We start from the raw sequence: 14,426 nt of genomic DNA, 5'->3' as shown, positions 1-14,426 counted from the left end.
AATTTTTAATATATATATACATGATGGTGCCATGAAATAAAGTATAGTATTAATGAAATTATTAGTTAAAGTTTGATAATATTTTGATATATTTCGATGATTAATTAGCACAGAATTATCAATAAAAGACTGAGGAATTATAATGAAAGTTATTATCATCACCGGAAAGCTGGCTGAAGGACTGGTAAAAAAGTTTTCAGCTAGTTCAAAACAGGATGTATTTGTTCATGTTGTCAATACTCCTGTAGCGGCTTTTTTAACGCCTAGAAAAATATCTAATGAAATTAAAGAACTTGAATCAAGCAATTTAATTGATTTGGATGATTTGGATATGATAATTATCCCCGGCCTTATTCGTAAAGATGCTAAATTAATTCAGAAAGAAACTGGAATTCCAGCATATAAAGGACCAACTGACGCGGCTGACTTGCAAATAGTCCTTGATGCTCTGGATAAATTAGAACTTTCAACCATAACTTCAGCTGATAAACTTATTGAAGCAGAACAACGTCAAAAGGCTTTGGAATTTATTGAAGATTTTGAAAAAGATGAAAAACTAACCAATAAACTTCTTAAAAAGAATAATAATATTTTAGTTGGTAAATTACCTGTTGGGGAAGACTTTCCCATGAGAGTGTTGGCAGAAATAGCCAATGCTCCTCTTTTAACTACTGAAGATCTTATTAAAAAAGCAGAATACTTTATAAAAAGCGGAGCGGACATGGTTGATATTGGGATGGTGGCTGGTGAAAATCTGGCCCATAAAATTCCAGAAATGGTTTCAACTCTCAAACAGATAGCTGGTGATATTCCCGTAAGTATAGACACTTTGAACCCACTGGAGATAGAATCCGCCGTAAAATCCGGTGTAGATATGGTTTTAAGTTTAGATCATGGAAATTGTGAAGAAATGCTTCCTTTGATGGAAGAAAAACAAATTCCAGCAGTTATTCTTCCCACGGATTTCCAAAGGGGCTGGGTTCCTCATACTGTGGAGGAAAGGGTCAGTTCGTTGGAAGAGCTTCGAGAAAAATGTAAGAAAATTGATTTAGTGGCTGATTTAATTCTTGATCCAATTAACAGCAGGAGTATTGTAGATTCTATAATGGCCTGCCATCAGTATCATGATAAAAATCCAGAACCTGTTTTTTTTGGTGTAGGCAATGTTACAGAGCTTTTAGACACAGATTCGACGGGTGTCAATTCTCTTCTCTCAGGCATAGCTATGGAACTAGGGGCCAGTATATTATTTACTCCTGAAGAAAGCGGCAAAACAGTTCGAAGTGTTTATGAACTTGCGGTATCATCTAAAATGATGTTTTTAGCTAAAAATAGGGGTTCTATTCCTAAAGATCTGGGAATTAATCTCCTGGCTTTCAAGGATAAAAGAATTCCTGAGAAAGTGGTGGAAGAATTTGATGTGCCGGTTTTTGAAGCGGAGGGAACTAAAAAATTCGTGCAGGATGAGGCTGGAAGTTTCAAGATCATGATAAATGATAATGAGATAATGGTTGTTCATTATAAAAATATGGAACCTGATGTGGCCATTGTTGGCCAATCAGCTAAGAAGATATATGAAGAACTTTTAAACCGACAACTGGTAAGTCGTCTGGAACATGCTGCCTATTTGGGTTCAGAACTTCAAAAAGCAGAAATTGCAATGATTACTGGGAAAAACTATACTCAGGACTTTGAATTATTTAAAAAACCTTTTTCTATTTAATTTAAATTTTTGTCTAAATTTCACAGTTAGTGTATTTTTTTACACTTGAAGTGCATGTTTAATAAAAATAATATTTTAGATATCTAATCAAATTAATTGAATATTCCAAATTAAATTTAATATATTCAAAATTTTATATCTACAATTATAATATAATCTACATAAAGATATTTGAATTAATTTATTAAATTTCAATAAGAAGGACAACTATTCAATCTAAATTTTAATCTAATATTTTAAAATCATTAATTATTTAAAATCAAGATTTAATAGGTATTAAATCAATTTTATTTTACTGGAGTAAAAAAATGAAAACATGTACCAAATGTGGTGCCCCTGATGTTATTATTGAAAAAAAGCATTCTGGACAGAGACTTTGTCAGGATTGCTTTATTCAAGGAACACAGCAAAAGGTATTGAAAGATATTCGCAAGTACAAACTCATTGATAAGGGAGATAAAGTTCTGGTGGCCCTATCTGGTGGTAAAGACAGTGTTATGGTTCTGGATATATTAAATTCACTTTATGAAAGAAATATAATTGAAATGACTGCGGTAACCATTGATGAAGGTATCAAAGGATATCGGGAAGATGGGGTAAGAATAGCTCGTGACCATGCCCGACGTTTAGGGATAGAACACAATGTAGTTACTTTTAAAGACTCATTTGATACCACGCTGGATGATATAATGTCAACCTCTTCTCAAAGAGGGGCCTGTACTTACTGTGGTGTTTTTAGGCGCTGGATTTTAAATAGAGAGGCTAGAAATGTTGGAGCAACTAAAATTGCTACAGGTCATAATCTTGATGATGAAACCCAGGCCATTTTAATGAATTATTTAGAAGGCAATATTGAAAATCTAACTCGAATTGGCCCTAAAACCAGTTCCAGAAGTGAAAAGTTCACAGTGAAGATTAAACCTCTAAGGGAGATTCCAGAAAAAGAAGTAGCTCTTTATGCGCTGGCCAGAAAGTTGGAAGTTCATTTTGCAGGTTGTCCTTATGCCAGTGATTCTTTCCGAGGCGAAGTGGGCCAATTTATAAAGCAATTGTCTCAAAACCATCCCACTATCATGTACTCGACTTTAAGAGGATTTGATAAGCTAAAACCATTTATAAAAAAAGAATTTACTAAAGAATTTAATATGGGAAAATGCACTCGCTGTGGTGAGCCCTCTGCTCATGAACTGTGCCGGACCTGTATTTTTTGCAGTGAACTGGATAAATAGGGACCATATTGAGTAATTATATATTAAAATATATTAGAATAATATTCAGGGGAGATTAAATGAAATTTACATTAATCATTGGTGATGAAAAGGAATCCAGAGAAGTTTCAGAAGAAAAAACCATTAAAAGTGTTTTAGAAGATATGGATTTTCCATTAGAAACAGTGGTTGTTAAAAAAAATGGTCAGATTGTCATAGAGGAAGAAATAATTGCTGATGGGGATATTATTGAAGTTATTAAGGTTATATATGGTGGATAATTTTAAACTAAGGTTATTTAAATCCAATAGTTATCTAACTCTTAATAATATTACTTAATATCTTTATTTAATTTATTAAATTATTTATTTTTAATAGTTAATGGTGTGATTAAATGAAAGTCTACTATGAATGTGCTCCCTGTTTCCTAAGACAGGCCCAAGAGGCCCTGGATTTGGCCACTGGTGATGAAAATCTAAAAATTGAAATCATGGCTGAAATAACTGTTCTTTTAGGCCGTGAATTTCATAATGGTGCTGTTTCTAATGTTATTGGAACCAGTATCCATCGTCTTATTAAAGAAAAAACTGGCAATCCTGATCCTTACTTGCATATTAAAGCAAAGTGCAATGAAATTGCAGAAGAATTCCTTCCTCAATTAATAGAATTTCTCCAAGGCGAAGAAGATCTGGAAATGTTTGTTAAAGCAGCCATTGTTGGCAATTTAATAGATTTCGGAGCTCTGGGAGTAAACTGTGATCCATTAAATTTAATGGTGGACACGATTAAGGCCCCTCTAGTTATAAATCACACTCCAGAACTTGAAAAATCACTTAAATCAGTTAAAACTGTTCTTTACTTGGCGGACAATACTGGAGAAATTGTTTTTGACAAATTATTAATAAAAAAGATGGAAGAATATGGTTTGGAAGTAACTGTAGCTGTAAAAGAAAATCCTATACTTAATGATGCTTGTTTAGATGATGCTTATCAAGTGGGCCTTGAACGGATGGCAAAACTGGTAACCACAGGCACGGATTCTATAGGTGTTATTTATGAGCAAGTATCCTCTGAATTTCGACACATGCTTGATAATGCTGAATTAATTATATCTAAAGGTTTAGGTAATTATGAGGGTCTTACTGAAATTGATTTTGGAGAAAAACCAGTATTTTCTCTTTTAAATACAAAATGTGGCCCTACTTCCAGGGATTTGGGGGTTGCAGAAGGTTCTAATGTTATAGTTAAGTTGAATTATTAACTGAATTAATTAATTGAATTATTTTGTTCTATTTATTCTATTTTTTTTATTTAACTTTTTCATGATTTTAATTATACAATATTTAATTATCTAAAGGACATTACAATTATCGTAAATTATATGTGTAGTAATCACATAATCATCATTTATGAAGATTTCTCTTAAAATCTGGGTTATTGCTGCTTTGATAATAGTAGTAATTGCTGGTGTGGCCATGGCTTTAAACAGTTTTAATAATAGCAATCAGTCATTAACTAATAATTATAATAATGTTTCTAATGAATCTAATCAATCTTATAGTTTGAAATGGTACAATAATCTTGACTCTGCTATTTCAGAAGCTCAAAAAACAAATAAATTAGTATTTGCATTTTTCTCAGCTAACTGGTGCCCTGCCTGCCAACAACTAGAATCAGAAACTCTAGTAAATGAAAAGGTTACCCAGAAACTGTCCCAAAATTATGTGGCAGTTAAAATAGATGTGGATACCAATCCAGAACTGTCATCTAAATATGGAATATACAGTATTCCAACTTTAATAATTATGAACTCTAATGGGGAAGAAATTAAAAAAATTGAGGGATATAAATCTCCAGATCAACTTTTAAGCGCATTATAATTTTATATTAAATTATTAAGGAGATTTAAATGGATATTGTCCCGTTATTCTCATTTTTAGCAGGAATTGCTTCAGTATTATCTCCATGTGTTTTACCCGTTATACCAGTTTTAATCGGGTATACTTTGGCAGAGCGTAGAAAAACTGAAATTTTAGCTTTTGTAATGGGTCTTTTTTTAATTTTTACCATAACTATAGTATTGACCATACTTTTCACCGCGGCCATAAATTATTATCTCCATTATTTTAGAATAATAGCTTCCATAATACTGATTGTGATGGGGATAATGATTATTGTCAATAAAAACCTTTTTAAATTTTCACATGTGTCTGATTCCAATCGTCGAGGTGTATTTGGATCGTTTCTATGGGGAATTTTAACTTCACTGGCCTGGGCCCCTTGTTATGGCACTTATCTTATAGCGTTAATCACTTTCAGCATTTCAACAGGAAATGCTTTCTACAGTGCTCTAAATTTACTTTTATACACCGCAGGATTTTCCATTAGTATATTAGTTTTAGGATTACTAGTTTCCAGTGCAAATATTGAAAAATTGGCCAAAAAAGCGAATTTAATAAGAAAAATGTCTGGAATTTTAATTACATGGGCTGGAATTTATATGATTTGGCTAGCCCTAGCTTAAACCTAAATTTCATTAGTTTAAATTTAAATAAATAAAGATCTTCTTTAAACTTTTCTTTTCATTATTTTCTTAAAATTATAGATTTATTTATTAGAATTCTATAATATGAATATCAAATATTAGATTCTGAATAATGTAATTAATAAGCATTCAGTAAGTTAGGATATTTAGTAAAATTAGTTATTTTGGTGTAATTTATGAAAGTAGGCTTTTTAGGATTTGGTGAGGTTTCTTCTACTCTTTCAGAAGGGCTTTTAGATAATGGTGTGACTGTTTTCACTTGTTTACATGGTAGAAGCAGCAATACAAAAAATAAAGCTCTTGAAATGGGCGTAACTATTTGCGATAGTTATAGAGAACTCGCTGAAACTTCTGAAATACTTATTTCGGCCGTTAACCCATCTAATGCAGTTGAAGTAGCCCGAGATATAGGAAAATATTCTCGAGGAATTTATGTAGATATTAACAATGTTTCCCCAGCTACTGTCTGGGAGGCACTGGGCCAGGTAGAAAATAAAAAAACTGTGGATGCGTCCATCATTGGTAGTGTAAAAAAAAACGGTTCTAATGCTCAAATCATTGCTTGTGGTGATTCAGCCAAAGATTTTGCTGTTTTAAATGATTATGGATTAAATATAAAAATAATGGGAACTGAAATTGGAAACTGTTCTCAGATAAAAATGTTGAGAAGTTCTTATACTAAAGGAGTATCTGCTCTTCTTTGGGAGACAATTTCGGCAGCATATAAAATGGGGATTGATGAAGAAGTTATGGAAATTATTGGTGAAACTGAAGGGCATCAATTTAAAAATTCAGCTAATTCTAGATTAATAAGTAGTTTTAAACATGCTAAAAGAAGATATGAAGAAATGGATGAAGTTAAAAATCTTTTATCTGATGAAATCGACCCCATAATGGCAGATGCAATTGAAAACATGTTTGAAATTATTCTTGATCAAAATAAAGATTTTAATAAAAATGATAATAACCATAAAGATTATAAAGATGCCATAGAGTTTAAATCAGATCTTAAATCCTATAAAGAACTTTTTAAGCATTTATATGATTAAACAATACTTTAACTGCATATTCATTTCATAAAATAAAAAATTCAGAATAATCTTAATTAATCAATATATTTATTTCATTTTTAATTTAATTAATTCAATTTAATTTCAGAATCATAACTTATTAGAAATAGATAAAACATAAAATATTATGACGATTTTAATATTGTGGAAATATTTGAACATTTAATAGATAATTTAGGGGGTTAATGGTTTGTATGATTCTGATGATCAAATAAAAGAATGTAAACAGACTCTGGAAAAGCTAATTGGTAAAAAAATCATGGAAATTGATTTTAAATCATATGATGGCGAGTGCTGGAGAGTTTACATAAATACAGATAAAGGAAAAATGGTAATGACTTTCTGTAAAAAGTGGAGTTGTCCTGTAGTTGAATTAAGGGAAGATGCTTCATTTCAAGAACCAGATTTTTAAAAAATAGGTTTTGAAAAATACTTTTAAATATTTTTCTAAATTATCCACAGTTATTCTAATATTAGCTATATCTTAATTATCCACAGTTATTCTAATCCTTATCCCTCTCTCCTTTTCCACAACTTCAGCTTTCACTGGAATAAAATGAGAATCAATTAAAAGCCTAAGATAAGTGGCCATTTCCCCGGGGAGTTTCAATGGACTTTTTATTTTCTTTTTCTCAGTTCTAATCTCACAGGCGAGAACTCCATTTTGATCAACATAAATTCCAGCATTCATACCAGATTCTAATTCTTCAACTTCAAAACTTCTAATACTTAATCCTGCATCAAAGGTCATGCACGGCTTTTTCTGAAGCTCAATTCCTTTTCTGAATTTATCATGGGCTTCACTAGCACTTAAATTATGTTCTTTCTTTTGAGAAACAAACCACGCTCTTTCTATAACTTTACCCACTTTTTGATCTGGAGGAATAACGCCCTGTTTTTCATAGGACTCAATTAACTCTAAAACCTCTTTTTTAGCTACTTCTTCTTCAATAGCACTCACAGCCAACCTGGTGAGAACTGGCCCATAACCTGCTTTCCTGAAAGTGGCCCAAACTTGATCTTCTTCTCGATAAAACCTTCCTTTAATTATAGAATTAATAGCATCTGCATTTAAATGAGCAATTTCAGTTAATTTAGAGCGAGAATAGGTGTTCATTCTTTTGGTAATGGTGGCCAGGTTTCTTTCTCCAGGAATAGTCCCTTTTCTAATTCCTTTTTCCAAAATCTTGATGGTGCTTTGGGGAAGAACTTGATCCAATTGGGGAGGTATTTCCATATCATTTTCAACTATCTGTCGTCTTATTTCCCTTCCAGAAACCTTTCCCCCCATGGAAAGTTCGTCGATAATATGGAAACGCATTTTGCGCTGATATTTGTTATATAGGAACTCATTAACTGCAAACCACCTTATAACATTTCTATTAGGAAGATTTCGAGGAATTCCACTAAATATTCCCTTTTTGGCGAATTTTTTGGCCTTCTTGGTAAGCATGGGAACTGAAACATTCACTCCCGCAGCATCTACGTAATCCACAGCACCGTCTTCAATCATCATAGCTATCCTAATGGGCACACTATAGGCTAGTGTAAGGCGGTGATGCAGGCCTTCAATAGGCACTACTCTATCTGCCCCGGCTTTAAGGGCCATTTCCTTTCTAGATTCATAATCTGCAAAAAATGGAGCGTGATTAGCACTATAACCTTTGTTAAGATAGATTACAACTTCATCTCCAGTCTCTTCGGCTATTTGCCTTCCTTTTTGAATGAGTTTAACATGGCCTTTATGGACCGGGTCAAAATCAGCGCTTATGCCAATCATTTTTTATTCTCGTGGTTTTATAAGTCCGAAATTAATAAATTACTTACTAATTTCTATTTTAATCAATATTCTATTTTAATTAATTATAATAAAAAAATAATGCATTGTAATGTTTAGATACTTATTCATAAATATTATTTTTAGCTTAGATTATAATTCTAATATGATTTTTATATTTTTCACAATATCCACTTCTGCTAAATTTTTTGCTATATAACGTTCCTTTAAAGAAGAATCATAAAATAAATCCTTTTTTAAAGGTATCCATAGGCCGATTACTTTACATGATGGATTAATTTCTTTTATAATTTCTTTTAAATTCCTTACAGATTTTTTTGTTTGATTTTTTTGCACTTGGGGACTTTCAGGATTACCTGCGCAATCATCATGCCCAACTAGGAATATTATATTGGAATCGTGGATATTTAATGAAATTTTAACTTTTTCCAGTGTGGATTCAAAAAGAGAACTCTTGTTATGTTCATTGTCATCTGAAAATATGTTTACTATACCGGGTTCGGTAATCATATCCACAAAGGGAATTCCGTAATTAATTTTTATCCAGTTTAACACGGGGAATTGTATTCTACCATCAATGCAATTCAAACAAGTTGCGAACTTTCCAGAAGTTTCAGGGGTCTGTTTCATTCAATCAGCTCTTTTATTGGTTATTTGTTTTTATTAAATAATTATTTTTAATAAATTTAAATTATAATTATTAAAATTTCTATTAAAATTTCCTAACTAATTATTTTATAATTATAATCTATAAAAAAATTAGAAATATAAATTAGAAATATAAATTAGAAATGAATTTAATAATAATTAATCTCTATTAATAATTTCATTAAATTTAATTCTTTGGATATTGAATACGAGAAGGAGATCGGTTAATATCACCAAATTTTGTTTCTGTTTCCCATTCAACCTTACAATCACATTTGAAATCTTTTATAGTACTTTGATCAAGATTAGATTTCATTATTATCTTTTTCAATTTATCATTGCAATTTTTACAGTTGTAAGGGCCTCTACGACTTCCAAAACCAGAAGTATCCATTATGGACGGTATTTTTACAGATTCTCTAACCCTATTCAGGACTTCTAAGACACTCCATACTCTAGGTGGCTGGTAGGATCCTTTTCTCCAGAGTTCTTCCATAACAGTTCCTTTATGAATGGTTGATGGGCAGAATGAAACTCTATCAACGCCTTTTTCCTCAGCATAAATTGCTGTTTGCACCGCCTCTTCAATAGCATCTTTTTCAGAAGTTAAAATAGGCTTTATAAGAACATATGCTTTTGATTTGACATTATATTCACTTTTAAGGCCTTTAATAACATCCACAGCTTTTTCAAAATCTTGCTTGTTAAAACCCTTATTTACTTTGAATTCCCTTGTATAATCATCGCTGGTTTCCAGGCCCATACTTATTTCAAATATCTTTTCCGGAATCAGAGAACAACAAGCTAAAACTTCTTCTTTAGTCACATATTCTGGTCTTGATTCTACAATAACTTCTGAGACGTTTTCTAGTCCATCTAAAGTATTCAATATTTCGTTTCTTGCTTCTAGAGGAAATTCACTCTGATTTAAAAAGCTTCCTGAAGTAAATATCTTTATTGCAGTCGGTTCATTTAATTCATATCTCCCAAGCAGATCATTAAAAATTTCAACTAATGTGGCAGCTGAAACTGGTTCTAAACTGGACTCTGAGATGTAACTGCACATGGTACAACCTCCACTTTCAGCAAGCGCCCACGCGCAACCAGTTGTTGGTAAAATCATGAATATGGTTGGTCCTTCACCAGAATAAGTGAGGTCTTCATGAGACCAAGTGGCTGAAAGTTCTTGTGGAGTTTTTTCTTTTATTCTTTTTAGAGATTTGGCCCTTATTTCTTGTGAAAGTTCTTGAATTTTCATATTTTTCCCTTTAGATGATATTTAATGTGATAAATAGATAAATTGCATATTAATTTTTTAATATTTTTATATTGAATTTAAATGTTGATATAAATATGGTAAATATAATTTTTTTAATCAGTTATTAAAATTTATCAGCTTATAATTTTAATGTTTTTAAGAATTTAATAAACTAGAAAAATCAGGATAATAATTGAAAACCTTAAATTTAATTTTATTTATTAATCTGTAACATAATTTTAATTTAATTCATAGATATTTAATTAGATATAATTATTAAGAATATCTGAGATATTATTTGATTAGTAAAATAAAGTTCTGTTTAATAGATGATTAGAATTCAATAAACTATAATAGATTATCTGGTATTAAATTATAAATAATTATAAAATAATAAATTTTTCTTATTAATGAGGATTTAAAATGGGTTTTTACGATCTTTCCAAGGAAGAAAGGATAAAATTTGTTCAAAAGATGGAATTAGAAGTGAAATCAGAACTTAAAAAGGATGAAATTTTAGAAAATTCAAATATTTCTAAATATGCTTCTGATGATGATTCTTACATTCGTAAAAATCTTTATCTTATTTTAAGTAGGATATACTTGAATGATTATGATTTTCAGGAAAAAATAATCACCACAACTAAATTATTATACCAAAGTTCTGATGAAAAACAGAGACAGACTGCGGTTTTTGCTTGGGGTGAAATTGGCAAACTTGAATTTGATAAAGTGGCTCCTCTTTTTGAAATGGCCTTAAATGACAATAGTCACAAAGTTAAAAGTTCAATAATGGGTTCTTTAAAGAAAATGGGAGAAAAAAATCCTCAACCAACTTTAATATTTGTTCAAAAATTTTTAAATCATCCTGACCCCGAAATCAGGCGATTGATGGTGCATGGAATTGAATTAAGGGGGAGAACTCATCCAGAAGATGTTTTATTTATTCTTCACCAACTCCAAAATGAAGTTACTCCTCGAGTCCGAAATATGATTATTCATGTTATTGGCCAGATAAGTTACAAAGAAGGATGTTTGGAAACAGTTGTTTTAGATTTAAAAAACTGGGAAAATGAGGATCTGGTTAAAAAATCATTGGAAGAGATAATTAAAGTACATCAAAGGTATAATTTTGCAGTTAAATCTGAAAGTGAGGCCATATCATATATAAAAAGTAAATTTGGATTTAATTTTATTTTAGAAGATAATTACGATATTGATAGAGATAATCTTCAATCTATAAATAATAAATGAATAATCCTATAATTTTTTTTATAATTATAATGAATTATTTTGGTGATACATATTGATTAAAGAAATAAAATCAAAATCTGTTCTCAACAAACATAAAAAAAGAGACAGTTTGTTTTTAGAGGATTATACACTTAATCCTTATCTGGGATGTTCTTTCAACTGTGTTTACTGCTATGTTAATGGGAGTAAGTATGGATCTAGAATTCCCAAGGATTTATCAGTGAAGATCAATGCTGCAGAAGTATTGTACCGCCAACTAAAAAATAGGGCCCGAAAAAAAGAATATGGAATTATAGCTTTAGGTTCTGCCACAGATCCTTACCTGCATCAGGAAAAAGATTTGAAAATTACCAGAGAACTTTTAAAAATTATCTACCGTTTTCATTTTCCCCTTAATTTATCTACTAAATCTAACCTTATTTTGAGAGATATGGACTTATTGAAAAAGATTGATGAATCTGCTAAATTACCAGAAGATCTTGCTACCAGCTTAGGAAAGGGCACCATAATTACCTTTTCTTTTTCTACCATGGATAATGAAATGGCAAGGATATTCGAACCTGCGGCACCTTCTCCTTTGGATAGGTTGGAAGCAATGGCCCAGCTAAAAGAGGAGGGATTTTTGGTCGGTGCTTGTTTAATGCCTCTTTTACCATTTCTATCAGACACAGCAGATCAAATTGATTTTATCATAAAAACTGTGAAGGAATTTGGTGGAGATTTTGTCCTTAGTGGAGGAATGACTTTATTTGGTGACCAGTGCAACGATTCTCGGATGAAATATTATGATGCACTTGCAGAATATTTTTCTGAAGTTTTAACCAAAACAAAGGCTATTTTTGACAATTCGGATTATCCTCCACCTTACTATCAGAAGAAGATTAGTGATTTAACTTCAGAAATTTGCAGGAAATATGATATTAAAAGCAGAATAATTTAATTAGAAACTAATTTGTTTTTAATCATTAAAACAAGAAATTCAAGGGAAAGAATTATTTTTTTAAATTTATTAATTAAAATCAGATATTAAGTTAAAACAGTTTAATTATATTTTATTCAAGTCAAAAATAAAAAAAGAAAATTATTGGATTTAGAAGCTAGATATAACTTCTCCCAGTAATTTTATGGATTTTTCTTTGTCAGGTCCGATTGGAGAACCAGCTACATATTGAGTTACACCCATTTCACCGAGAGCTTCGATTTTTGGTATGAATTCTGCAGGGGTTCCTACAACAGAGAATGCATCCATTAAGTCGTCAGTAACTGCTCCGATAGCTCCACCGAAGTCACCTTTACCTAAGAATTCTCCGAATTTAGCTCCTGTGTCAGGGGCTAGTCCGTGTCTTTCGAATACAGGCGGTGGGGATCCTGCTGCGATGAATGCAACAACGATTTTTGCAGCACCTAATGCTTTACCAGCGTCGTCATCTATGGAACAACAAGTGTATGCTGCTATGTCAACGTCTGATATGGATTTACCTTCTGCGTCTGCTCCTTCTTTAATTAGAGGTACAGCAGCTTCAAAGTCTTTTGGGTTTGATGCGTTAATTAATGCACCGTCGGAGAATCCTCCAGCGGTTTTTAACATCATTGGTCCTTGAGCACCCATGTAAATTGGGATCTTTTCTTGGACAGCTTTGGTACCCATTAAGCTTGCACCACTTTCGGTTTTTCCACCAGCCATCATGGTTTCCATCATGGTGATAGCGCTTTTAATGGTACTTACAGGTTTAGTCCATTCAATTCCCAAGGCGTCAAAGGTAGCTTTGTCACCAGGTCCAATACCTAAAGTTGCTCTTCCGTTGGAGAGTTCGTCTAGGGTGGTAATCGCGGAAGCAGTTATAGCAGGGCTTCTCACGTATGGGTTGGTCACACCAGGTCCCATTTTAATAGTTTCAGTTCCTGCAGCAATTAATGCTAAGGTTTCATATACGTTTTTATTGTTGTAGTGGTCAGTGATCCAGGCGTATTCAAATCCTACATCTTCTGCCAGTTTTACAAGCTTTACAATTTTTTCAATTGGCTCATTTGGAACAAATTCGATACCGAACTTCATAATATATCACCGCTTTAAAATCTATTGGGAGTATAAAAATATTTTGTGATTTAGATGCAATCGAAAGGTTTAAATAGTGATTAATTGATTTTTCTTTTTTCTTTATATCTACTCTTAAATAATAATGAAAATGACTCTAAGACAAGTCTAAAAATTGTTTAAAAAAATGAATTAATTAATTTATAAATGCTGTAAATTGCTGGAGGTTTAATTCAAATTCTAAAAATTCAAGCAAATTAGTATAATATTAATTAGTATAATAATTTCAAAAAATTCTATTAGATTTTATTAAAAAATCCAAAAATATATATGTCCTGGATATCCTTAATTATTAATTACACCTGTACACCTGAAGATAGAATAAACATGTTTTAAGGACATTAAATCAAGTCCATTATTTTGCAAATATTTCTAATAACTTTGTGTTTCTTTGGGTGTCGTGTATAGTATGTGCCACGATGCATAAGGCGTCGGCCGGAGTGCGATTTTATCGCTCTATGAATGGCTGTTTTTCCGCACGTGGCTATATGATTATAAATTTATTTGAATACGATTTTAAATGAGGGCGCAAACCTTTGCCACTTGGCATACAGTGTTTGTTGTTTGATGTTGGTTTTTTGGTAGTAGTGTGGTGATATTCAGTTACTTTGTAACTAAATTAATATTGCATACTCATCCAATTCTTTATATACGTTTTGTGTACTTCCCTAATATTTATTAACTTATAGCAAATCCGTTTGATCCTGGCGGAGGCTACTGCTATTGGGGTTCGATTAAGCCATGCAAGTCGAACGAACTCCTTCGGGGGTTCGTGGCGAACGGCTCAGTAACACGTGGATAACCTACCCTTAGGACCGGTATAACCC

Annotated in this window: 14 protein-coding genes and 1 rRNA gene; 11 read left to right on the top strand and 4 right to left on the bottom strand. The window is 31.8% G+C overall.

Annotated elements, in window-relative coordinates; translation table 11 throughout:
* The first annotated feature begins 142 nt into the window (after positions 1 to 142).
* From Q7I96_07455 to Q7I96_07420, 8 genes are all read left to right on the top strand, one after another.
* Positions 143 to 1,723, top strand: a complete 1,581-nt coding sequence (locus Q7I96_07455; protein MDO9627442.1) for a dihydropteroate synthase-like protein — start codon at positions 143 to 145, stop codon at positions 1,721 to 1,723.
* A 308-nt stretch (positions 1,724 to 2,031) separates the two neighbouring features.
* Positions 2,032 to 2,952, top strand: a complete 921-nt coding sequence (locus tag Q7I96_07450) for a TIGR00269 family protein (GenBank protein MDO9627441.1) — start codon at positions 2,032 to 2,034, stop codon at positions 2,950 to 2,952.
* A gap of 59 nt (positions 2,953 to 3,011) precedes the next feature.
* On the top strand, positions 3,012 to 3,212 hold the full coding sequence (locus tag Q7I96_07445) for a MoaD/ThiS family protein (protein MDO9627440.1): 201 nt from the start codon (positions 3,012 to 3,014) through the stop codon (positions 3,210 to 3,212).
* A gap of 113 nt (positions 3,213 to 3,325) precedes the next feature.
* Complete coding sequence (locus tag Q7I96_07440) at positions 3,326 to 4,192, top strand: DUF89 domain-containing protein (protein MDO9627439.1); 867 nt, start codon at positions 3,326 to 3,328, stop codon at positions 4,190 to 4,192.
* A gap of 148 nt (positions 4,193 to 4,340) precedes the next feature.
* A complete protein-coding gene (locus Q7I96_07435; GenBank protein ID MDO9627438.1) occupies positions 4,341 to 4,811 on the top strand; it encodes a thioredoxin family protein in 471 nt (156 codons plus the stop codon).
* A 29-nt stretch (positions 4,812 to 4,840) separates the two neighbouring features.
* Positions 4,841 to 5,455, top strand: a complete 615-nt coding sequence (locus Q7I96_07430; GenBank protein ID MDO9627437.1) for a cytochrome c biogenesis CcdA family protein — start codon at positions 4,841 to 4,843, stop codon at positions 5,453 to 5,455.
* Positions 5,456 to 5,652: 197 nt separating this feature from the next.
* Complete coding sequence (locus Q7I96_07425) at positions 5,653 to 6,525, top strand: DUF1932 domain-containing protein (GenBank protein ID MDO9627436.1); 873 nt, start codon at positions 5,653 to 5,655, stop codon at positions 6,523 to 6,525.
* A 211-nt stretch (positions 6,526 to 6,736) separates the two neighbouring features.
* Positions 6,737 to 6,958: a hypothetical protein gene (locus Q7I96_07420; protein MDO9627435.1), complete on the top strand. Its 222-nt coding sequence runs from the start codon at positions 6,737 to 6,739 to the stop codon at positions 6,956 to 6,958.
* A 72-nt stretch (positions 6,959 to 7,030) separates the two neighbouring features.
* Here Q7I96_07420 and Q7I96_07415 read toward each other — a convergent pair whose 3' ends face one another.
* The 3 genes from Q7I96_07415 to Q7I96_07405 all read right to left on the bottom strand — a co-directional run bounded on the left by Q7I96_07415 (position 7,031) and on the right by Q7I96_07405 (position 10,250).
* Positions 7,031 to 8,326 (bottom strand): nucleotidyltransferase family protein, encoded by a 1,296-nt coding sequence (locus tag Q7I96_07415; GenBank protein ID MDO9627434.1) that lies wholly within the window; start codon positions 8,324 to 8,326, stop codon positions 7,031 to 7,033.
* Positions 8,327 to 8,476: 150 nt separating this feature from the next.
* Entirely contained in the window at positions 8,477 to 8,974 is a 498-nt protein-coding gene (locus Q7I96_07410; GenBank protein ID MDO9627433.1) for a hypothetical protein, read from the bottom strand.
* Positions 8,975 to 9,179: 205 nt separating this feature from the next.
* Positions 9,180 to 10,250 carry an archaeosine biosynthesis radical SAM protein RaSEA gene (locus tag Q7I96_07405; protein MDO9627432.1) on the bottom strand — a complete coding sequence of 357 codons (1,071 nt, stop codon included), beginning with the start codon at positions 10,248 to 10,250 and terminating at the stop codon, positions 9,180 to 9,182.
* Between the two features lie 423 nt (positions 10,251 to 10,673).
* Here Q7I96_07405 and Q7I96_07400 point away from each other — a divergent pair, with 423 nt between their 5' ends.
* Positions 10,674 to 11,504: a HEAT repeat domain-containing protein gene (locus Q7I96_07400; protein ID MDO9627431.1), complete on the top strand. Its 831-nt coding sequence runs from the start codon at positions 10,674 to 10,676 to the stop codon at positions 11,502 to 11,504.
* A 52-nt stretch (positions 11,505 to 11,556) separates the two neighbouring features.
* On the top strand, positions 11,557 to 12,444 hold the full coding sequence (locus tag Q7I96_07395) for a radical SAM protein (protein MDO9627430.1): 888 nt from the start codon (positions 11,557 to 11,559) through the stop codon (positions 12,442 to 12,444).
* A gap of 150 nt (positions 12,445 to 12,594) precedes the next feature.
* Here the strand turns inward: Q7I96_07395 and mer are convergent, their stop codons facing one another.
* Positions 12,595 to 13,560: a 5,10-methylenetetrahydromethanopterin reductase gene (mer, locus tag Q7I96_07390; protein ID MDO9627429.1), complete on the bottom strand. Its 966-nt coding sequence runs from the start codon at positions 13,558 to 13,560 to the stop codon at positions 12,595 to 12,597.
* 730 nt (positions 13,561 to 14,290) lie between these two features.
* Here mer and Q7I96_07385 point away from each other — a divergent pair.
* Positions 14,291 to 14,426: ribosomal RNA gene (locus Q7I96_07385) — 16S ribosomal RNA — on the top strand; the annotation flags it as partial.

It is taken from the genome of Methanobacteriaceae archaeon (genome assembly GCA_030656015.1).
Lineage (GTDB): Archaea > Methanobacteriota > Methanobacteria > Methanobacteriales > Methanobacteriaceae > UBA349.
This window is presented reverse-complemented; position numbering and strand designations above follow the sequence as displayed.

What these genes read in the sequence shown, in the direction of transcription:
- Q7I96_07400 (MDO9627431.1), top strand. Translation starts at nt 10,674, where the DNA reads ATGGGTTTTTACGATCTTTCCAAGGAAGAAAGGATAAAATTTGTTCAA.
- Q7I96_07430 (MDO9627437.1), top strand. Translation starts at nt 4,841, where the DNA reads ATGGATATTGTCCCGTTATTCTCATTTTTAGCAGGAATTGCTTCAGTA.
- Q7I96_07455 (MDO9627442.1), top strand. Translation starts at nt 143, where the DNA reads ATGAAAGTTATTATCATCACCGGAAAGCTGGCTGAAGGACTGGTAAAA.
- Q7I96_07415 (MDO9627434.1), bottom strand. Translation starts at nt 8,326, where the DNA reads ATGATTGGCATAAGCGCTGATTTTGACCCGGTCCATAAAGGCCATGTT.
- Q7I96_07445 (MDO9627440.1), top strand. Translation starts at nt 3,012, where the DNA reads ATGAAATTTACATTAATCATTGGTGATGAAAAGGAATCCAGAGAAGTT.
- Q7I96_07440 (MDO9627439.1), top strand. Translation starts at nt 3,326, where the DNA reads ATGAAAGTCTACTATGAATGTGCTCCCTGTTTCCTAAGACAGGCCCAA.
- Q7I96_07405 (MDO9627432.1), bottom strand. Translation starts at nt 10,250, where the DNA reads ATGAAAATTCAAGAACTTTCACAAGAAATAAGGGCCAAATCTCTAAAA.
- mer (MDO9627429.1), bottom strand. Translation starts at nt 13,560, where the DNA reads ATGAAGTTCGGTATCGAATTTGTTCCAAATGAGCCAATTGAAAAAATT.
- Q7I96_07450 (MDO9627441.1), top strand. Translation starts at nt 2,032, where the DNA reads ATGAAAACATGTACCAAATGTGGTGCCCCTGATGTTATTATTGAAAAA.
- Q7I96_07410 (MDO9627433.1), bottom strand. Translation starts at nt 8,974, where the DNA reads ATGAAACAGACCCCTGAAACTTCTGGAAAGTTCGCAACTTGTTTGAAT.
- Q7I96_07425 (MDO9627436.1), top strand. Translation starts at nt 5,653, where the DNA reads ATGAAAGTAGGCTTTTTAGGATTTGGTGAGGTTTCTTCTACTCTTTCA.
- Q7I96_07435 (MDO9627438.1), top strand. Translation starts at nt 4,341, where the DNA reads ATGAAGATTTCTCTTAAAATCTGGGTTATTGCTGCTTTGATAATAGTA.